This window comes from Chromobacterium rhizoryzae (assembly GCF_020544465.1).
GTDB lineage: Bacteria > Pseudomonadota > Gammaproteobacteria > Burkholderiales > Chromobacteriaceae > Chromobacterium.
In genome coordinates, this window is record NZ_CP066126.1 from 3,351,477 (window position 1) to 3,369,966 (window position 18,490).

The 18,490-nt window shown below is 65.9% G+C and carries 17 protein-coding genes; 10 read left to right on the forward strand and 7 right to left on the reverse strand.

Going from position 1 to position 18,490, the window contains the following annotated elements; all coding sequences use genetic code 11:
• The first annotated feature begins 41 nt into the window (after nt 1–41).
• The gene (locus JC616_RS14980; RefSeq protein WP_227103978.1) at nt 42–3,932 is read left to right on the forward strand and encodes a non-ribosomal peptide synthetase; all 3,891 of its coding nucleotides are present in this window, start codon (nt 42–44) and stop codon (nt 3,930–3,932) included.
• Between the two features lie 203 nt (nt 3,933–4,135).
• Here JC616_RS14980 and JC616_RS14985 read toward each other — a convergent pair whose 3' ends face one another.
• Nucleotides 4,136–4,495 (reverse strand): translation initiation factor Sui1, encoded by a 360-nt coding sequence (locus tag JC616_RS14985; protein WP_227103979.1) that lies wholly within the window; start codon nt 4,493–4,495, stop codon nt 4,136–4,138.
• A 153-nt stretch (nt 4,496–4,648) separates the two neighbouring features.
• Here JC616_RS14985 and JC616_RS14990 point away from each other — a divergent pair, with 153 nt between their 5' ends.
• From JC616_RS14990 to JC616_RS15005, 4 genes are all read left to right on the forward strand, one after another.
• Nucleotides 4,649–4,972: a thioredoxin family protein gene (locus tag JC616_RS14990; protein ID WP_107800193.1), complete on the forward strand. Its 324-nt coding sequence runs from the start codon at nt 4,649–4,651 to the stop codon at nt 4,970–4,972.
• Between the two features lie 39 nt (nt 4,973–5,011).
• On the forward strand, nt 5,012–5,422 hold the full coding sequence (locus JC616_RS14995; RefSeq protein ID WP_227103981.1) for a VOC family protein: 411 nt from the start codon (nt 5,012–5,014) through the stop codon (nt 5,420–5,422).
• 78 nt (nt 5,423–5,500) lie between these two features.
• Entirely contained in the window at nt 5,501–5,959 is a 459-nt protein-coding gene (locus JC616_RS15000; RefSeq protein ID WP_227103983.1) for a MarR family winged helix-turn-helix transcriptional regulator, read from the forward strand.
• A 25-nt stretch (nt 5,960–5,984) separates the two neighbouring features.
• Entirely contained in the window at nt 5,985–6,557 is a 573-nt protein-coding gene (locus JC616_RS15005; protein ID WP_227103985.1) for an isochorismatase family cysteine hydrolase, read from the forward strand.
• 111 nt (nt 6,558–6,668) lie between these two features.
• Here JC616_RS15005 and JC616_RS15010 read toward each other — a convergent pair whose 3' ends face one another.
• Nucleotides 6,669–7,586 carry a bestrophin family protein gene (locus JC616_RS15010; protein WP_107800197.1) on the reverse strand — a complete coding sequence of 306 codons (918 nt, stop codon included), beginning with the start codon at nt 7,584–7,586 and terminating at the stop codon, nt 6,669–6,671.
• 226 nt (nt 7,587–7,812) lie between these two features.
• Nucleotides 7,813–8,712: a LysR family transcriptional regulator gene (locus tag JC616_RS15015; RefSeq protein WP_227103987.1), complete on the reverse strand. Its 900-nt coding sequence runs from the start codon at nt 8,710–8,712 to the stop codon at nt 7,813–7,815.
• Nucleotides 8,713–8,839: 127 nt separating this feature from the next.
• On the opposite strand from JC616_RS15015, the gene JC616_RS15020 reads away from it, so the two are divergent.
• Nucleotides 8,840–9,598: an SDR family NAD(P)-dependent oxidoreductase gene (locus JC616_RS15020; protein WP_227103989.1), complete on the forward strand. Its 759-nt coding sequence runs from the start codon at nt 8,840–8,842 to the stop codon at nt 9,596–9,598.
• A 294-nt stretch (nt 9,599–9,892) separates the two neighbouring features.
• Here the strand turns inward: JC616_RS15020 and hflX are convergent, their stop codons facing one another.
• Nucleotides 9,893–11,281, reverse strand: a complete 1,389-nt coding sequence (hflX, locus tag JC616_RS15025) for a GTPase HflX (RefSeq protein ID WP_107799717.1) — start codon at nt 11,279–11,281, stop codon at nt 9,893–9,895.
• Between the two features lie 161 nt (nt 11,282–11,442).
• On the opposite strand from hflX, the gene JC616_RS15030 reads away from it, so the two are divergent.
• Nucleotides 11,443–12,708 carry a DEAD/DEAH box helicase gene (locus JC616_RS15030; RefSeq protein WP_227103991.1) on the forward strand — a complete coding sequence of 422 codons (1,266 nt, stop codon included), beginning with the start codon at nt 11,443–11,445 and terminating at the stop codon, nt 12,706–12,708.
• A gap of 146 nt (nt 12,709–12,854) precedes the next feature.
• Here the strand turns inward: JC616_RS15030 and JC616_RS15035 are convergent, their stop codons facing one another.
• Nucleotides 12,855–13,634 (reverse strand): HAD-IIA family hydrolase, encoded by a 780-nt coding sequence (locus JC616_RS15035; protein WP_107799719.1) that lies wholly within the window; start codon nt 13,632–13,634, stop codon nt 12,855–12,857.
• 323 nt (nt 13,635–13,957) lie between these two features.
• Here JC616_RS15035 and JC616_RS15040 point away from each other — a divergent pair, with 323 nt between their 5' ends.
• From JC616_RS15040 to JC616_RS15050, 3 genes are all read left to right on the forward strand, one after another.
• Nucleotides 13,958–14,698: an acetoacetate decarboxylase gene (locus tag JC616_RS15040; RefSeq protein WP_107799720.1), complete on the forward strand. Its 741-nt coding sequence runs from the start codon at nt 13,958–13,960 to the stop codon at nt 14,696–14,698.
• A 112-nt stretch (nt 14,699–14,810) separates the two neighbouring features.
• Nucleotides 14,811–15,593, forward strand: a complete 783-nt coding sequence (locus JC616_RS15045; RefSeq protein WP_227103993.1) for a 3-hydroxybutyrate dehydrogenase — start codon at nt 14,811–14,813, stop codon at nt 15,591–15,593.
• On the forward strand, nt 15,590–16,777 hold the full coding sequence (locus JC616_RS15050) for a DUF3734 domain-containing protein (RefSeq protein WP_227103995.1): 1,188 nt from the start codon (nt 15,590–15,592) through the stop codon (nt 16,775–16,777). Before JC616_RS15045 ends, JC616_RS15050 begins: the two co-directional genes overlap by 4 nt.
• Nucleotides 16,778–16,812: 35 nt before the next feature.
• Here JC616_RS15050 and yfcF read toward each other — a convergent pair whose 3' ends face one another.
• Together yfcF and cysM are read right to left on the reverse strand one after the other, a co-directional pair.
• On the reverse strand, nt 16,813–17,436 hold the full coding sequence (yfcF, locus tag JC616_RS15055; protein WP_227103997.1) for a glutathione transferase: 624 nt from the start codon (nt 17,434–17,436) through the stop codon (nt 16,813–16,815).
• Between the two features lie 155 nt (nt 17,437–17,591).
• Entirely contained in the window at nt 17,592–18,476 is an 885-nt protein-coding gene (cysM, locus tag JC616_RS15060) for a cysteine synthase CysM (protein ID WP_107799724.1), read from the reverse strand.
• Between the last annotated feature and the right edge of the window lie 14 nt (nt 18,477–18,490).

Here is an 18,490-nt window from a genome sequence, read left to right on the forward strand (position 1 = left end):
AAATAAATACCAACAACTGTAAAAACCATATTGGAAACATTATGCTAGACGATAAATCGATCTGCCCGCTGAGCGCCGCCCAGCAGGAAGTCTGCCTGGCCATCGGCCAGGAAGGCCGTAATCTCCATTATCACCTGTGCGATGTGATCGAATTCACCGGCGACTTGCAGGCCCCGCTGCTGGAACAGGCCATCAAGACCGTGTGCAGACAAGTGGAAACCCTGCGCGCCGCCTTCGAAACGGACGCGGTCACCGGCCAATACCGGCAGCACCTGCGCCCCGAATTGCACGACGCCTATTTCTCCTGGCGCGACCTATCGGCCGAAGCAGACCCCGAGCAGGCCTACGCCGCCATGCTGAACGGCTTGCTGGCCGACGATATGGACCTGGCCCGACAACCGCTGATCCGCTATCTGATCGTCAAACTGAGCGACCGTCGCCACCGCATGATAGAGCTGGGCTCCCATCTGGTGGTGGACGGTTTCGGCCACGCCATCCTGTTCAAGCACATCACCGATTGCTATGTCCGGCTGGCGCGCGGCGAAGCCATCGAAGCGCTACCGGCGCAGCCGCTGAGCCAGGTGTTCGAGGCGGAGCAGGCCTATCGCCAGAGCGAGTCCTATCTCAAGGACCAGTCTTACTGGCGCCAATACTGCCTGGACCTGCCCGACGCCACCCAACTGGTCCCCGGCGACGCGCCCCTGCGCAAGCTGAACCGCCTGCGCAAGGCCTTCTCCGGCGCGGCGGTGGACGGGCTGCGGGAAACCGCCGGCCAACACCGCCTACGTCTGTCCAGCCTGCTGCTGGCGGCCTGCGCCACCTATCTGCACCGCATGACCGGCCAGAGCGAACTGGCGGTGGGCATGCCGGTGGCGGCCCGTCAGCTGAAAGCCCTGCGCGAGATTCCGGCCATGGTGGCCAACATCCTGCCGCTGCGCATCTCCTTCGCGCCGGACGCCACGGTGCTGTCGGTTGCGGCGGACATCCAGCGCCAGCTGCGCCGCCATCTGCTGCATCAGGGCTACCGCTCAGAGGCCATGATCCGCGACCTGTACGCGGAACGCGGTCACAAGCCGCTGTTCAACACCCTGCTCAATATCGTGGCTTATGACCAGGAAGTGAGCTTCGACGGCTGCGAAGCCACGGTGCAGAATGTCGCCAACGGTCCGGCCGATCATCTCGGCATCGACATTTTCGACCGCAACGCCGACGGGCGGCTGGAGATAGGCTTCAACGCCAACGCCGATCTCTACCCGCTAGAGGCGCTAGAACTGCACTATCAGCGGATGATTCTGCTGCTCGAGCATTTCGTCGCCAACCCGGAAACCCTCGCCGCGGATTACCAACTGCTGCTGCCGGGCGAACGAGAACGCCGCTATCCGCTGCCGGCGCGCGCCGACGCGCAACCGGTCTTCGCCGACGCCTTCGCCGCCTCTGCGCTAAGCCACGCCCATCGGCCGGCGCTGCGCCAGGGAGAGCGCGAACTCAGCTACGCCGAGCTGGACGAGCGCGCCAACCGCCTGGCCAGCCTGCTGCTGACGCGCGGCGTGCGCCCCGGGGACGATGTCGCCGTCATCGTGTCGCGCAGCATAGAGTGGGCGGTCGCGGCCGTTGCGCTGTTCAAGCTGGGCGCAGGCTATGTGCCGGTGGACCCCGACCTGCCGGAAGCCCGCATCGAATACATTCTGGCCGACGCCTCGCCGGCCGCGGTCATCGTCGCCGGCGGCGGCGCCGTCAAGGCAGGGATCGCGCCGGAAAAACAGCTGCTCCTGGACGCCGCGGCGTTGGACGCGCTGCCGCCGGCCACCCTACCGCTTCCCCGCGTAGACCCCGCCGCGCCCGGCTATTTGATCTACACCTCCGGCTCCACCGGTAAGCCCAAGGGCGTGGAAGTGAGCCACCGCAACCTGGTGCCCATCGCCGACACCGCCATCCGGGCGGCGGGGCTGCAAGCCGGCCAGCGCGTGCTGCAATTCATCGCCGCCGGCTTCGACATGTCGGTGCTGGAAATCATGATGACGCTGCTGGCCGGCGCCACCCTGGTCATCTGCGACAAAGTCGCCAGCGCGCCCGGCAAACCGCTGGCCGCGCTGGTCAAACGGGAAAACATCAAGCTCGTGGTCATGACGCCCAGCCTGCTGGCCTACCACCAGACCGAGGACTTCCCGCAAGACACCGTCCTGATGCTGGGCGGCGAGCCTTGCACGCCGGCGCTGCTGGCGCGCTTCTCCCACTGCCGCCTGCTCAATGTCTACGGACCGACCGAAACCTCCTTCGCCACCTCGATCAACGCCGACTACGGCGACGGCGACCTGTCCATCGGACCCGCCACCGCCAATACCCGGCTCTATGTGGTGGACCCGCGGCAGCGGCTGCTGCCGCCCGGCGCCTGGGGCGATCTGTTCATCGGCGGCCCCGGCGTTGCCCGCGGTTACCGCAACAGCCCGGAGCTGACGGCCAAAGGCTTCGTTCCCGATCTGCTGGACCCCGCCGACACCATGTATCGGGCCGGCGACCGCGTGTTCTTCGACCACGCCGGCCGCATCCACTATCAGGGCCGCCAGGACAATCAGATCAAGCTGCGCGGGCTGCGCATCGAGCTGGACGAAATCAAGAACGCCCTGCTGGGCTGCGGCGGCGTAGAGGACGCCGTCGCCTTGCTGCGGGACCTGCCCCACGGCCCGGCCATCGTCGGCTATGTGGCCAACCAACAGCTGGACCTGGACAGCGAAGGCCTGAAACAGGCGCTGAGCCGGCAATTGCCGCATCATATGATCCCCAGCGTCATCATGGTGGTGCCCGTCTTCCCGCTGACGCCCAACGGCAAGCTGGCCACCGGCGAGCTGCCGACGCCGACGCTGCTGGACGACGGCGAACAGGCTCCGCCGCGCACGCCTGAAGAGGAAATCATGTGCCGCTTGTTCGCAACGGCGCTGGAATGCGGCGAGGTCTACGCCAATCAGAACTTCTTCGCGCTGGGCGGCCATTCGCTGCTGGGGCTGCAACTGATCAACCGCGTCAGGGAAACCTTCGGCGTCTCGCTGGGCATCGCCGACTTCCTAGCCGCCCCCACGCCGCGCCAGCTGGCCCTGCGCCTGCAACGGCCCGCCGCTTTCAGCGATCCTTTCGACGCCATGTTGCCGCTGCGCGTCCAGGGCGGCCGCCCGCCGCTGTTCTGCATTCACCCGGGCGGCGGCATCGCCTGGCCCTATGCCGGCCTGCTGCCCTTCCTGCCCGAGGACCAGCCGCTGTACGCCATCCAGTCGCCGATACTGCGCGACCCGGAACGCGTCGTCGAATCGCTGGACGAACTGGCGGAGGAGTACCGGCAACGCATCCAGGCGGTGCAGCCGCAGGGACCGTATCAGCTGGCGGGCTGGTCGGTGGGCGGCAATCTGGCGCTGCGCCTGGCCGCCATGCTGCAGGCCGACGGCCACGAAGTCAGCTTCCTGTGCATGTTCGACAGCTATCCGCTGCAGGGCGGGCCGGCCTCGCTGAAACTGGACGACGCCACCATCATCACCCGCATGACCCGGGCCATCGTCGGCGCGCCGCGCGCCGGCATCAAGGGGCTGAAGAGCGCAATGGAAGAAGCGCTGGGCGGCAGCCAGGTCGGCGAGGAGTTTCTGACCCGGCTGGTGAACGACTCCAAGCTGATGCTGGAGCTGCTCGCCCGCTGCCGCTACCAGCGTTACGACGGCGACCTGATCTTCATCCGCGCCACCACCGACATCCTGCGCCCCGAAGACCAGCAACCGTCGCTCTGGCAGCCTTACGTCTCCGGCAAGCTGATTGAGTACGAGGTGAACGCGCCGCATGAATGCCTGCTGCAACGCCAATATCTGGAACAATTCGGCGCGCAATTCGCCGCCGAGCTGCAGCGACGGACGCCGCTCAGCCCCACCCCGCAGCGGCAGGCGCAGCCGGCCTAAGCCCCATCGCCCCACCCCGCCCGCGGCACGCCGCGGGCTTTTTCATTCCGGCTCAATCCCAAGCCGCTGTTCCAAAACCTCGCAAGTCAGCGCGAGACAAGGCCCTGCCGCTGAAAAAGCGGCAGGGCCGTACGGTGATGAACATTTCAAAAACATGCCCGCCGCCTCGTCTCCGACAAGGCGCTACAGGCTTTGGAGCGCGTCTAGCCGCCGGCGCGCTTCACCGTCCAGCCGCGCTGCTTGAGCAAGCCCAGCACCTGCTCGCAATGATCGCCCTGGATCTCGATGACGCCGTCCTTGACCGTGCCGCCGCTGCCGCAGGCGTTTTTCAGCTGTTTGCCCAACTGCGCCAGTTCCAGCGCGTTCAACGGCGCGCCCTGAATCACGGTGACCGCCTTGCCGTTGCGGCCCTTGGTTTCCCTGCGCACCCGCACCACGCCGTCGCCGGCCGGCGCCTCCTGCTTGCCGCATTGGCATTGGGCGACGGCAAAGCCGCACTGCGGACACATGCGGCCGTGTTCGGTGGAATACACCAAGCCGCCGGAAACTTTGCGCGATTTCATGAGTTCAAACCCCGAGCCATTGATGAAACGGCCTGCATCGTCGCGGTTTTGCCCGGCTTTGGCAAGCCCGCCCCGCCAGCCCTCTCATCACGGCGCTGGCAAATACGCAAGTCCTTTGGCATATTTAAAATCCACCCTTGCCCCAGCCTGACCATGGACAAGCTTTATCGCGACCCGGCGCCGGAACGCGCCGAACTGGATGCCCAGCCCGGCGTCACCGTGCTGGAATTCGGCGCGCCCTGGTGCGGCCACTGCCAGGCGGCTCAGCCTCTGATTCGACAAGCCTTGGCGGCCTATCCCGACGTCCGTCATTTGCAAATCGAAGACGGGCCGGGCCGCCGCCTGGGACGCAGCTACCGCGTCAAGCTGTGGCCTACGCTGATTTTCCTGCGCCACGGCCAGGAAACCGCTCGCCTGACCCGGCCGGCAACGGTGGAAGCCGTCAACAATGCGCTGCGGCAATGCCTGCAAGCCTGAAACACGGCCGCCCCTCCCCACCCACCAGGAGTCTCCCTGATGAAAACCCTGCTGCCCTACATCAACTTCCACGGCCAGTGCGAACAGGCGCTGGCCTTCTACCGCCAATGCTTCAACGGCGAAATCGTGGCGCTCATGCGCTTCGGCGACGCGGACTTCCCCAACCCGGACGAGGCCAAGAACAAGATTCTGCACGCCGAGTTCAAAGCCGAAGGCGTTCATTTCATGGCCTCCGACGGCATGCCGGGCCGCACGCCCGCCATCGGTGAAAACATCACGCTAAATTTCATGCTGGACAGCGAGACGGAGCAGACCGCGATCTTTGAAGCCCTGGCCCAGGGCGGCCAGATCAACGAGCCGCTGCACGACGCCTTCTGGGGCGCCCGCTTCGGCATGCTGGTGGACCGCTTCGGCATACGCTGGATGAGCAACTGTCAGAAACAAGGCTAGAGCCGGCCTCGGCGTCGCTGGCGGCGCCGTTTTCTCGCCGACTTATCTATACAAACATAGCTATGTTAAAATAGAAAAATGCCTAACTCATCGATCCCGGCGGAGGCCGTGTCCCGGCTGCGCCTGCAACTGATGGCCTTGACGCGCCGCTTGCGCCAGGAGGCCCAAGACGACGAACTGCCGTTTGCCCAGCTTTCGCTGCTGGCCAGCATCGAACGCGCGGACGGCGCCGCAACGCCATCTGCGCTGGCCCGCGCGGAAAAGCTGCGCAGTTCCAACCTGGCCAGCCTGCTGCGCGAACTCGACGCCGGCGGCCTGATTCTGCGCGCCGGCGACCCCGAAGACGGCCGCAAAGTCCGGATTCGCCTGAGCGGCGCCGGCCGCCAGGTCCTTGACGCTCACCGCCTGCGCAAAGACGACTGGCTGCGCGCCGCGCTGGCCGAACTGCCGCCGCAGCGCCTGGAACTGCTGCTCGCCGCCGGCGAGCTGCTGGCGGAACTGGCCGCGGCTGAAACGCCGGCCGTTCGCCGGTCTTGATCAATACGCCATAAGGAACTCAGCGATGAACACCGCTTTTATCGGACTGGACTATATTCGCGACATCATGATGGACGGCGGCAAGGTCGCCCGCTGCGCCGAGCACGCGCGTCAACGCGGCGTCATCGCCGCCGCCAACCAGGCCATCGCCGAGGCGCGCCGCCGCCGCTGGCTGGTGGCGCAGGTGAAAGTGGGCTTCGCGCCCTCCTATGTGGAACAACCCAAGGCCTCGCCGCTGTTCGGCCGCGCTCACGAATTCGGCGCGCTGGATCTGTCCGGCCCCGGCACCGCCTTCCACCCGGAGCTGGACGTAAGGCCGGAAGACGCCATCGTGATCAAGCCGCGCGTCAGCGCCTTCTACGCCACCTCGCTGGAAGCGGTGCTGCGCGCCCATCACATCGAACGCCTGATCCTGTCCGGCGTCAGCAGCACTTGGGCGGTGCAGGCCGCCGCGCGCGACGCTCACGACCGCGATTACCAGGTGCTGGTGCTGGAGGACGGCTGCGCCGCCGCCAGCGAGGAAGAGCATCAGATCTCAATGCGCCAGCTGGCGACGATAGCCCGCATCATCAGCCTGGACGAGCTGGCCGCGCTGTAAGAACCTGTTTACGACCTGCTGCGCTTCGTGAGATGCGGCACGATGAGTACGCCTTGTCTCGCCTTAGCTCGCTAGATCGTAAACACGTTCTAAACTATGCGGCTCGATGGCTCAATACAGATAAATACCCTGCTGCGACGGCGCCGGAGCCGCCACTTCCTCGCCCTGCATCTCGCGCAAGGAGGCTTCGATGCCGTGGCAGAGCGCGGACAGCGGCAGGTCGTTGCCCTCCTTGCCAAACGGCTCCTCCAGCTCCTCGCCTATCACTTCCAGCGCCAGATAGGTGTAGGCGATGAAGACCGCGATCGCCGGCGTCAGCCAGCCTATGCTGGTGACCAGGCCGGCCGGCAGCAGCAGGCTATACACCGTGACGGTGCGGTTGAGCAGCACCCGGTAAGTGAAGGGAATGGGCGTGGAGGCGATGCGCTCGCAGCCGCCCAGCACTTCCGACAGCGAGTTCAGATTACGGTCCAGCGCATGCCATTGCATATCGCCCAACACGCCGTCGCCGCGCATGCGCGCGGCCAATTGCCCTAGCCAGGACAGGATCAGCGCCGGCTTGAAGCGCGCCGCCAACGCCTTGTCCAGAATCTCCTCCGGCAGCAAACGGCGCAGATGGGCGTCGGCGTCGTCGCCGCGCAACTGCGCCTTGAGCGCGTAGGCGAAGGCGCAACAGCCGTCTATCAGACGCCGCGCGTCCGCATTGTCCGGCGCCAGCGACAGAACCTGCCGCGCCAGCGAGCGGTTGACGATCAGCAAGCTGCCCCACAGCTTGCGCGCCTCCCAAAAGCGCTCGTAGCTGACCGAGTTGCGAAAACCCAGGAAGATGGCCAGCGACACCCCCATCAAGGTAAAGGCGGGAATGCTGAGCGCGGAGTCCGCGTGTTCGCTCAGCCACCAGCCGCGCACGGCGGCGGCGGCGATGGAAATGAAGAAGACCAGCAGCAGGCGCGGCATGATGCGCGGCAGCACCGAACCGTGCCAGACAAACAACAGGCGCAGCCAGGAAGAAGTGGATCTAACAATCATGGCGGGAATATGACGAAGTAAGAACGTGTTTACGATCTCGCGAGCCAAGGCGAGACAAGGCGAAAACAGCTGAGAAAGCGGAATGTACACACGGTACATGAGCATTTCGAAGAGGTTTTCAACGCCGTATCGCCAACGCGCAGCTGATCGTAAACAGGTTCTAAAATGGTTGACCGGCCTCCATGATAGGGCAGCTTGCCCCTGCGCCGCCATGTTTGCGCCCGATTCACACAAGATGCGGCGCCAGCGCCTCCGCCAGCCAATCCATGAAAACCTGCGCCCGGCGCGGCAGGTTGCGGCGGTGGGCGTACAACAGCGTGACCGGCATCGGAGCGGCGCGGTAGTCCGGCAGCACTTCCACCAGTTCGCCGCTGTCCAGCAAATGGCGCACGCCGGACTCCGGCGCCTGAATCAGGCCCAGCCCGGCCAGACAGGCGGCCTGGTAGGCGTCGGCGTTATTGACGATGACGCTGCCGGCCATGGCCAGCCAATGGCTGCCGTTGCCGTCCCGCCACTCCCAGCCGGCCGGGCGCGCGCCCAGGGTGGAAACGTAGTGAACCAGCCGGTGCCGCGCCAGGTCCTCCAGGCCGGCCGGCGCGCCGTAACGCGCCAGATAGCCGGGGCTGGCGCAATTGAGCTGCCGAAAACGTCCCAGCGGCCGCGCCACCAGGCTGGAGTCGCCAAGCTCCCCCACGCGCAGCACGCAATCGAAACCTTCTCGCACGATGTCCACCTTGCGGTCGGTGCTGCTCAGCTCCAGCTCCAAACGCGGGTGGCGCTGCAGGAATTCGTCCAGCCGCGGCAATACCTGATAGCGCGCCACGCCGCTGGGCATGTCCACCCTCAGCCGCCCGCCCAGCGCCTCCTCGCCGCGCTGGAACATGCTTTGCAACTCGTCCATGTCCGCCAGCACGTCCTTGCAACGCTCGTAAAAAGCCTGCCCGTCCTGGGTCATCTGCACTTTGCGCGTGGTCCGGTGCAGCAGGCGCGCGCCCAGCCAGGATTCGGTCTGCTTGACCGCCACCGAGATGCTGGCCTTGGGCAGACCCAAGCTGTCCGCCGCCTGCGTGAAGCTGGACAACTCGGCCACCCGGACAAAAATCTGCATCGCTTCCAGCTTGTTCATGCCGCCGCCAATTGTTATCAATATACGAACACTATAATTTAAATAATCATATTTGTTTATCAAAAACCATACAATAAACTGAGCTCATCGGGTCCAAGCCTGCACCCGCCCCCTACAGGAGATTCCCATGAGCAAGAAAATCGCAGTCATCACCGGCGGCAGCCGCGGCCTGGGCAAAAGCGCGGCCCTGCACCTGGCGCGCCAGGGCGTGGACGTGGTCATCACCTACCAAAGCCGCGCCGCCGACGCCGAGGCGGTGGTCGCCGAGATTCAAGCACTGGGCGGCCAGGCCGCCGCGCTGGCGCTGGACGTCGGCCAGAGCGCCGGCTTCGCCGCCTTCGCCGAGCGGCTGCGCCAGACGCTGGCCGAGCAATGGCGACGCGCCGACTTCGATTTTCTGGTCAACAACGCCGGCATCGGCATCCACGCCGCCTTCGCCGACACCAGCGAGGCGCAGTTCGACCAACTGATGAACATCCAGCTCAAAGGCCCGTTCTTCCTGACCCAAACGCTACTGCCGCTGATCGCCGACGGCGGCCGCATTCTCAACGTCTCCACCGGCCTGACCCGCTTCGCCCTGCCCGGCTACGCCGCCTACGCGGCGATGAAGGGCGGCGTGGAGGTGCTGACCCGCTACCTGGCCAAGGAGCTGGGGCCGCGCGGCATCGCGGTCAACGTCATCGCCCCCGGCGCGATTGAAACCGACTTCGGCGGCGGCCTGGTGCGCGACAACGAACAGGTCAACGCCCATATCGCCGCGCAAACCGCTCTGGGCCGCGTCGGCCGCCCCGACGACATCGGCGGCGCCATCGCCACCCTGCTCAGCGACGGCGCCGCCTGGGTCAACGGTCAGCGCGTGGAAGCCTCCGGCGGCATGTTCCTTTAAAAGAAGCAACAATCTCTGCAGCTCGGGACCATTGCCCAAGATATTGAATCCGCTTAAGCGGATAGGGATCTGGATTATCGGGACGGTCCTGAGCAGCAGGACGAACGCTGCGCCGAAAATCAGAGTGGGGAGGGACGTGCTCGCAGACTAAGAACCTGTTCAATGCCTGTTGTGCTCTGAAAGACGCGACAAGGTGAATATCGTATCGAAACGCTCATGCACCACGTGTGCATTCCGCTTCTTCAGCCGTTTTCGCCTTGTCTCGTTCTTGCCCGCGACGCTTTGAACAGGTTCTCAGACTTCCCAATACTCCTTCTGACGCCCCTGCGAGCCGGGGTTCAACTGCTCGCGCAGGCTGCGCAGCTTGTCCGGCTCGCCGCGCACGCGGAACCAGCTGCCCTCTTCCTCCGCGCGTTCTTCCAGCACCTGGCAGTGGCTGTAGATTTCGCCGCGCAGTTGCTGGGCGGACCACGGCAGCAGCAGTTCGCCTTCCTCCAGATCTCGCTGGAAGAAGGCCACGATCAGCGCGCGCAGCGCCGCCACTTCCTCGGGGCGGCGCGCGCTCATCACCACGCAGTCCGGATAGCGTTGCCGCAGCTCGGCGGCCCAGGCCGCCTGCTCGGCCGCGTCGCCGACATGATCTATCTTGTTGAACACCCGGATGCGCGGCACTTCGTCGGCGCCGATTTCCTTCAAGACCTCGTCGGTCACTTCCAGCTGACGCTGGAAGCCCGGGTCGCTGGCGTCGATCACATGCAGCAGCAGGGCCGCGTCCAACGCTTCTTCCAGCGTGGACTTGAACGAGGCCACCAGGCCGTGAGGCAGGTTCTTGATGAAGCCCACGGTATCGCTGACCAGCACCCGCGGCACGCTTTCCGGGTAGATGGCGCGCACCGTGGTGTCCAGGGTGGCGAACAGCTTATTGGCCACCAGCACTTCGCTGCCGGTCAAGGCGCGCATCAGCGTGGACTTGCCGGCATTGGTGTAGCCCACCAGCGACACCCCGCCCAGACCCTGGCCCTGGCGCTCCAGCCGGCGCGCGCGCTGGGTCTTGCGCTCCAGCTCCATCGCGACGATTTCGCGCTGCAGCTCGGCGATACGGTCGCGCACCTTGCGACGATCCAGCTCGGTATGCGATTCGCCGGCGCCGCGCCCGCCCATGCCACTGCGCTGCCGGCCTTGCGGCCCGGCCAGCTTGGCCGCCTCGCGCAAGCGCGGCGCCATATAACCGAGACGGGCGATTTCCACCTGGGCGCGCGCCGCGCGCGAGCGGGCGTTGCGGTGGAAGATCTCCAGAATCACCATGGTGCGGTCCATCACCTCGCAGCCGACGGCCAGCTCCAGATTGCGCGCCTGCGACGGCGAGATTTCGTGGTCCACCAGCAAGGCGTCGATCTCCACCGTACCGGCGTCCAAGACCGGCGGCGCGTCCTCCAGCTCGTCGTTGCGAAGACCGCGATTGACGAACTGGCTGATTTCCTCCAGCTTGCCCACGCCCATATAGGCGGTGCGGTCGAAGCTGTTACGCTTTTGCACAAAGGTCCGCACCACTTGGAAGCCCAGGGTCTTGGCCAGTTCGCTCAGTTCGGTGAGCGAGGCCTCGAACTCGACATCGCTGACATCGGGCAACTGGACCGAGGCCACCAGGGCGTAGCGGGGTTTCTCTTTGACTTCTGTTTGCATGTGCGTATGACTTTAACTTGATAGCGAGCCCAGATAGTACTCGCAAACGGGACTTCCCGCTGCGCAACGCGCGTTGCGGCGACGCCACGCCCCGCTTGACCCGACCGCGGGCAGCGTCGATACTCCTGCCGCTTCAAGTCCATCGCCGTCAACGCCAATCCATGTCATTCACCTCACTGGGCCTGTCGCCCGCCCTGGCCCAGGCCGCCAGCGATCAGGGCTACCCGGCCCCCACCGCGGTTCAGCTCGCCGCCGTCCCCGCCGTTTTGCAAGGCCACGATGTGCTGGCCACCGCGCAAACCGGTTCCGGCAAAACCGCGGCCTACTGCCTGCCGCTGTTGCAGCAATGGCTGGCTGGCCGCCAGGCCTCGCCTCGCCAGACGCAAACGCTGATCCTGCTCCCCACCCGGGAACTGGCGGCGCAAGTGGGCGACGCCCTGCGCCAGCTGGCCCAGGGCCTGCCGCGCCGGCCCAAGATCGCCGTGGTCTTCGGCGGCGTCTCCATCAATCCTCAGATGATGGCCTTGCGCGGCGGCGCCGACATCGTGGCGGCCACGCCCGGCCGGCTGCTGGACCTGCTGGCGCACAATGCGCTGCGGCTCGCCGCCGTCGACACCCTGGTGCTGGACGAGGCCGACCGCCTGCTCGACCTCGGCTTCGCCGACGAACTGGCCCGCTTGCTGGCGCAGCTGCCGCCCTACCGGCAAAACCTGATGTTTTCCGCCACCTTCCCGCCCGCCGTGCGCGCGCTGGCGGAGCAACTGCTGAACCAGCCGCGGCATATCGACATCGCGCCCGGCGACGTCGCCGCGCCGGACATCCGCCAGCGCGTCATAGAGGTGGACGCCGGCCGGCGCACCATGTTGTTGCGCCATCTGCTGCACACCCATGGCTGGGAGCGGGCTCTGGTCTTCGTGGCCAGCCGCCACACCGCAGACCGAGTGGCCGGCAAGCTGCAGGCCGCCGGCGTCCGCGCCGCCGCGCTGCACGGCGATTGCAGCCAGGGACAACGCGGCCAGGTGCTGGCCGACCTCAAGTCCGGCCGTCTGCAAGTTCTGGTAGCCACCGATGTGGCCGCGCGCGGCATCGACATCGCCCGCCTGCCGGTGGTGGTGAACTACGATCTGCCGCGCTCGCCGGTGGACTACACCCACCGCATCGGTCGCACCGGCCGCGCCGGCGCCAGCGGCGAGGCCATCAGCTTCGTCAGCGCCGATTGCGCCGCGCATTTCCAATTGATAGAGAAACGCCAGCAACTGCGACTGCCGCGCGAACGGATCGCCGGTTTCGAACCCATCGCCGCCAGCCCGGCCGCGGCCGCGAGCGCCGCCACGAACCCGGCAGCCGACAACGGCGGCGTCAAGGGCAAACGCAAGAGCAAGAAGGACAAATTGCGGGAAGCCGCGGTCCAAGCCGAGCAGCGCTGAGCGCCTCGCCGGGCCGAGCGGGATCTAGACGGCAAACAAACAGGGCCGCCCCCAAACGGGAGCGGCCCTGTTTTCGTCCGACGCCGGCCTGACCGGCCATGGCTTGTTCAAAGCCTCGCGACGCGCAACAGAACGTAGCCAGGCTCTTACAAGGCCCCCGGATCAATCTCCGCCACGCTCTCGAACACATAGTCCGGCTGGTAGGGAAACTGCTCCATGGATTCGCGCGACGACACGCCGGACAACACCAGCGCGGTGCCCATGCCGGCTTCTATGCCGCCGACGATGTCGGTGTCCATCCGGTCGCCTATCATCACCGCCTCCTCCGGATGCACGCCCAGCTTGCGGGTGGCCAGCATCATCATCAGCGAGTTCGGCTTGCCCACGATGTAGGGCTTCTTGCCGGTGGCGGCCTCGATGGCGGCCAGCAGCGTGCCGGCGGCCGGCTCGTAGCCGCCGCCCTCTATCGGATCGATCATATCCGGGTTGGTGCCGATGAATTTGGCGCCCTGGTCGATAAAACGCACCGCCTTCTTGATCTGCTCGAAACTGAAGGTCTGGGACTTGGCCACCACCACGTAATCCGGATGGGATTCGGAAATGGAAAACCCCACCTTGTACAGCTCGTTGATCAGGCCGGCGCCGCCCACCACGTAGGCGGTGGGCATGGCCTTGCGCGTCTGGCTGCGCAGAAACATCGCCGTGGCCATCGCGCTGGTGATGAAGTTGTCTTCCGTCACGCCGTTGATGCCCAGGCTCTCCAGCTTCAGCCTCAGATCCAGCGGCGTCTGCTCCGCGTTATTGGTCAGAAACAGGAAGGGCGTGCCGCCCTGCGTCAGGCGGTTGACGAAATCGCGCGCGCCCGGAATCAGTTGCTTGCCCCGATAAATCACTCCGTCCATGTCGGAAATGATGCTTTTGCTCATACGGTCCATCCAAAACTGCAAGTGCCGACTCCGCCGGCACGGTGGCGGGCCGCGGCTCATTCGCCGCAACGGCGACAGCATAGCACGGCGGCGCGGTGGCCGGCGCCCTCCTTGCCGCCGAGCGGAAAGACAGCGGCCGGGCGCGCGGCGTCGTCCCAATGGACAGGCGACGCCGCGCCAAGCTATCTGTATGGGATCTTTGCCTGTACCATCGGAGCCAGATGCACGCATGCCCGTCGGGCCGTTCCGCCGGCGGGCTCCTTTCGCAGCAGCGGCCGCGCCGTCCCGGCGCGACCTTTTGCCATCCAGGGAGCGCAGCACGTATGAACATCGACGCCATCCGCGAGCAGGCCTTCGCCATGCCGCTGACCAACCCCGCCTTCCCCCGCGGCCCCTACCGCTTCACCAACCGCGAATTCTTCATCATCACTTATCGCACCGATCCGGCCAAACTGCGCGAGGCGGTGCCGGAACCGCTGCAGCCGGCCTCGGATCTGGTCAACTTCGAGTTCATCCGCATGCCGGACTCCACCGGCTTTGGCGACTACACCGAAAGCGGCCAGGTGATCCCGGTTCTGCTGGGTGGCGTGGCCGGCAATTACACCCACGCGATGTATCTGAACGACCATCCGCCCATCGCCGGCGGCCGCGAACTGTGGGGCTTTCCCAAGAAGCTGGCCTGCCCGCGGCTGCAAGTGCGCACCGACACCCTGGTGGGCGAACTGGACTACGGCCCGGTGCGGGTGGCCACCGCCACCATGGGCTACAAACATCACGCCCAGGACGCCAGCGCGCTGCAGCGCTCCATGGTCAACACGCCCAACTTCCTCTTGAAGATCATCCCGCATGTGGACGGCAGCGTTCGCATCTGCGAGCTGGTGCGCTTTCACCTCAAGGACGTCACCGTGCACGGCGCCTGGAGCGGGCCGGCGGCGCTGGCGCTGTTTCCCCACGCGCTGGCCCCGGTGGCGGAACTGCCGGTGCTGGAAGTGGTGGAGGCACGCCACATCGTCGCCGACCTGACCCTGGGCCTGGGCGAAGTGGAATTCGATTACCTGAACTAAGCGCCTGTACTTACAGAACCTGTTCAAAGTCTCGCGAGCAAGGACGAGACGAGGCGGAAACCGGCGCCAAGCCGCTATGCGGCGCACCCCACCCGACGACAAGGAGAGCAGCATGCAATTGAACGGCAAAGTGGCATTGATCACCGGCGCGGCCAGCGGCATAGGCAAAGCCATTGCGGAAACCTACGCCCGCGCCGGCGCGGCGGTGGCCATCGCCGACATCAACCTGACGGCGGCGCAGGCCGCGGCGGAAGAGATCAAGGCCGCCGGCGGCAAGGCGGTGGGCGTGGCGATGGACGTGACCCATGAGGAATCCGTCAACGCCGGCACCCAGGCGGCGGTGGACGCGCTGGGCGGGCTGGACATCCTGATCTCCAACGCCGGCATCCAGATCGTCAACCCGCTGGTGGACTACTCGTTTTCCGACTGGAAGAAGATGCAGGCCATCCACGTGGACGGCGCCTTTCTCACCACCAAGGCCGCGCTGCGCCATATGTATCAGGACAAGCGCGGCGGCACCGTGATCTATATGGGGTCGGTGCACTCCCACGAGGCGTCCAAACTCAAATCCGCCTACGTCACCGCCAAACACGCGCTGCTGGGCCTGTGCCGGGTGCTGGCCAAGGAAGGCGCGGAATACAATGTGCGCGCCCACGTGATCTGCCCGGGCTTCGTGCGCACGCCGCTGGTGGAGAAGCAGATTCCGGAGCAGGCCAAAGAGCTGGGCATCAGCGAGGAAGAAGTGATCAAGCGCGTGATGCTGGGCAATACCGTGGACGGGGTGTTCACCACGGTGGAAGACGTGGCCCAGACCGCGCTGTTCCTGGCCGCCTTCCCCAGCGCCGCGCTCACCGGACAATCGGTGATTGTCAGCCACGGCTGGTATATGCAATGACGCCGCCGCACAACCCCGCCTGCCCGCAGAGCGGCGGCCTGTACCAGAGCCGCAGCCTGCCGCCCGGCCACCGCTACCAGGTGCTGGCGCTGGTGCTGCAGGGCGGCGGCGCGCTGGGCTCCTATCAGCCCGGCGTCTACCAGGGCCTGGCCGAGGCCGAGTTGCACCCCAACTGGGTGGCCGGCATTTCCATCGGCGCGCTCAACGCCGCCATCATCGCCGGCAACCCGCCGGAGCGGCGGGTGGAGCAGTTGCGCGCCTTCTGGGACACCATCTGCCGGCCGCCGTTTCTGCCGGCCAGCCCCTTCAGCCAACTGGACACCCACCATTGGCCGGCGGGGCTGAACGGACTGATGGCGAGCTGGGAGGCCTGGCGCGCGCTGACCGAGGGCCAGAACGGCTTCTTCCTGCCGCGCTCGCCCTGGCCAAGCGGCGCGCCCTCGCCCGCCAATTGCAGCCTTTACGACACCGCTCCGCTGAAGGGCACGCTGGAACGTTTCGCCGATTTCGACCGCATCAACGACAGCGATCAGATGCGGGTGTCGGTGGGCGCGGTCAATCTGCGCAGCGGCAACTTCGTCTACTTCGACAATACCCGCCAAAAACTGCGCGCCGAGCATTTCATGGCTTCCGGCGCGCTGCCGCCGGGCTTTCCGGCGGTGGAGATAGACGGCGAGTACTACTGGGACGGCGGCCTGGTGTCCAATACGCCGCTGAAGCAGATACTGAGCACCGAGCCGCGCAAGAACTCGCTGGTGTTCCAGGTGGACCTGTGGAGCGCCAAGGGCGAACCGCCCACGGACATGAAGGCGATCGCGATGCGGCAGAAGGACATCCAGTACTCCAGCCGCACCCGGCAGATCACCGACACGATGAAACGGGAACAGAACTACCGCGGCTTGCTGCGGCAGCTGATGGAACTGGTGCCGGAGGCGCAACGCGAACACCCGGCCTACCGCCACGCCCACGAACTGGCCTGCGGCCGGCTGTTGAAGGTGATACACCTGATCTACCAGGACAAGGAGTACGAAGACCACCACAAGGATTATCAATTCGGCGCCCAGACCATGCGCGCGCACTGGGCCAGCGGCTATCAGGACATCCGCCGCACACTACGCCATCCGGACTGGCTGGAGATGCCGTCGCCGGACCGGCCCTTCGTCACCCACGACGTGCATCGCTGAAACGGCAGTCCAGACGCGGGCGCGCGCTCAGCCTTTCAAGCCGAGGCCGCCCGCCGTCCCAGCGCCAGCCAGTCCTGCACCGCCGGCCGCCGCCATTGGCGCTCGGCGTAGGCGGCCAAGCGCGGCGGCAGCACATCGTCGTATTGCAGCCGTTTCAGCATTAGCGCGAGATCGGTATCGGCCAGACACCAGGCGCCGAACAGCTCGCCGCCGTCGGCCGGCAGCAATTGCTCCGCGGCCGCGATCAGCTTGCCGGCCGCCTGGCGCGCTTCCGGCGCCAGCGTGCCCGCCGCCGGACGCAGAAACACCACCTCGGTGTTGCGGTCTTCCCGCAGCGCCATCAGATCGCTGCGCAGCCAGGCTTGCAACTGGCGCGCGCGAGCGCGCTGGCGCAAGTCCTGCGGGTATAGCCGCGCGCGTTCGGGATAAGCGTCTTCCAGATATTCGGCAATGGCCGAGGATTCGCTGAGACGGAACTCGCCGTCTTCCAGCATGGGCACGCGGGCGGTCAGCGACTGACGCCGATAGTCGGCCGCCAGATTGGCCTGCGCCTCCAGGCTGACGGTCGATAGTTCGAAAGTCAGCCCCTTTTCTTTCAGGGCGACAAAGGCGGACAGCGCGTAAGGGCTGAGAAAACGGGAATCGACATGCAGCAGCATCGGAGCCTCCGGGACGGGGACAATGGACTCCCGATGCTAGCGACATGAGGCGCCGGACGCCAGCGCCAAAACGCGAACACTGCGTTCCGCCGCGCCGTCCGTCTTGTGACGCGGTTCACAAGCGCCTTGGCCGGAAGGGGCGTGAACCCTCGCTCTCAGCCGAACAGTCCGGTGGACAGGTAACGGTCGCCGCGGTCGCAGATGATGGAGACGATGACCGCGTTCTCCAGCTGACGCGACAGGCGCAGCGCCACCGCCAAGGCGCCGCCGGACGAAGGCCCGGCCAGGATGCCCTCCTCGCGCGCCAGTTGCCGCGCCATATCCTCGGCCTCCTGCTGGCCGACGTGCTGCAAATCGTCCAGTTGCGAGAAGTCGCAAATCTTGGGCACGTAGGGGTCTTCCCATTTACGGATGCCGGCGATCTGGCTGCCCGGCTCCGGATGCACGCCCACGATCTGGATCGCCGGATTTTGCTGCTTCAGATAGCGGCTGGTGCCCATGACGGTGCCGGTGGTGCCCATGCTGGATACGAAGTGGGTGACGCCGCCCCGGGTGTCATGCCAGATTTCCGGCCCGGTGCTTTCATAGTGGGCCAGCGGATTGTCCGGATTGGAGAATTGATCGAGGATGCGGCCCTGGCCGGCGGCTTCCATCTTGCGAGCCAGGTCGATGGAACCCGGCATGGAGGCTTCCTTGGGGGTCAGGACCACTTCCGCGCCGTAGGCGCGCATCGCCTGCACCCGCTCGGCGCTGGAGTTCTCCGGCATGATGAGGATCATCTTATAGCCCATCATCGCCGCCGCCATCGCCAACGCGATGCCAGTGTTGCCGCTGGTGGGTTCGATCAGCGTATCGCCCGGCTGAATCTCGCCGCGCTCTTCCGCGCGACGGATCATGGACAGCGCCGGCCGGTCTTTGACCGAGCCCGCCGGGTTATTGCCTTCCAGCTTGACCAGCACGATGTTGCTGGTGACGCCGGGCAGGCGCTTGAGTCTGACCAAGGGGGTGTGGCCGACGAAATCTTCCAGATGCTTGTACACGACGCGTTCTCCAA

What these genes read in the sequence shown, in the direction of transcription:
- JC616_RS14990 (WP_107800193.1), top strand. Translation starts at nt 4,649, where the DNA reads ATGGACAAGCTTTATCGCGACCCGGCGCCGGAACGCGCCGAACTGGAT.
- JC616_RS14995 (WP_227103981.1), top strand. Translation starts at nt 5,012, where the DNA reads ATGAAAACCCTGCTGCCCTACATCAACTTCCACGGCCAGTGCGAACAG.
- JC616_RS14980 (WP_227103978.1), top strand. Translation starts at nt 42, where the DNA reads ATGCTAGACGATAAATCGATCTGCCCGCTGAGCGCCGCCCAGCAGGAA.
- JC616_RS15035 (WP_107799719.1), bottom strand. Translation starts at nt 13,634, where the DNA reads ATGAGCAAAAGCATCATTTCCGACATGGACGGAGTGATTTATCGGGGC.
- JC616_RS15040 (WP_107799720.1), top strand. Translation starts at nt 13,958, where the DNA reads ATGAACATCGACGCCATCCGCGAGCAGGCCTTCGCCATGCCGCTGACC.
- JC616_RS15005 (WP_227103985.1), top strand. Translation starts at nt 5,985, where the DNA reads ATGAACACCGCTTTTATCGGACTGGACTATATTCGCGACATCATGATG.
- JC616_RS15030 (WP_227103991.1), top strand. Translation starts at nt 11,443, where the DNA reads ATGTCATTCACCTCACTGGGCCTGTCGCCCGCCCTGGCCCAGGCCGCC.
- JC616_RS15015 (WP_227103987.1), bottom strand. Translation starts at nt 8,712, where the DNA reads ATGAACAAGCTGGAAGCGATGCAGATTTTTGTCCGGGTGGCCGAGTTG.
- JC616_RS14985 (WP_227103979.1), bottom strand. Translation starts at nt 4,495, where the DNA reads ATGAAATCGCGCAAAGTTTCCGGCGGCTTGGTGTATTCCACCGAACAC.
- JC616_RS15000 (WP_227103983.1), top strand. Translation starts at nt 5,501, where the DNA reads ATGCCTAACTCATCGATCCCGGCGGAGGCCGTGTCCCGGCTGCGCCTG.
- hflX (WP_107799717.1), bottom strand. Translation starts at nt 11,281, where the DNA reads ATGCAAACAGAAGTCAAAGAGAAACCCCGCTACGCCCTGGTGGCCTCG.
- JC616_RS15045 (WP_227103993.1), top strand. Translation starts at nt 14,811, where the DNA reads ATGCAATTGAACGGCAAAGTGGCATTGATCACCGGCGCGGCCAGCGGC.
- yfcF (WP_227103997.1), bottom strand. Translation starts at nt 17,436, where the DNA reads ATGCTGCTGCATGTCGATTCCCGTTTTCTCAGCCCTTACGCGCTGTCC.
- JC616_RS15020 (WP_227103989.1), top strand. Translation starts at nt 8,840, where the DNA reads ATGAGCAAGAAAATCGCAGTCATCACCGGCGGCAGCCGCGGCCTGGGC.
- JC616_RS15050 (WP_227103995.1), top strand. Translation starts at nt 15,590, where the DNA reads ATGACGCCGCCGCACAACCCCGCCTGCCCGCAGAGCGGCGGCCTGTAC.
- JC616_RS15010 (WP_107800197.1), bottom strand. Translation starts at nt 7,586, where the DNA reads ATGATTGTTAGATCCACTTCTTCCTGGCTGCGCCTGTTGTTTGTCTGG.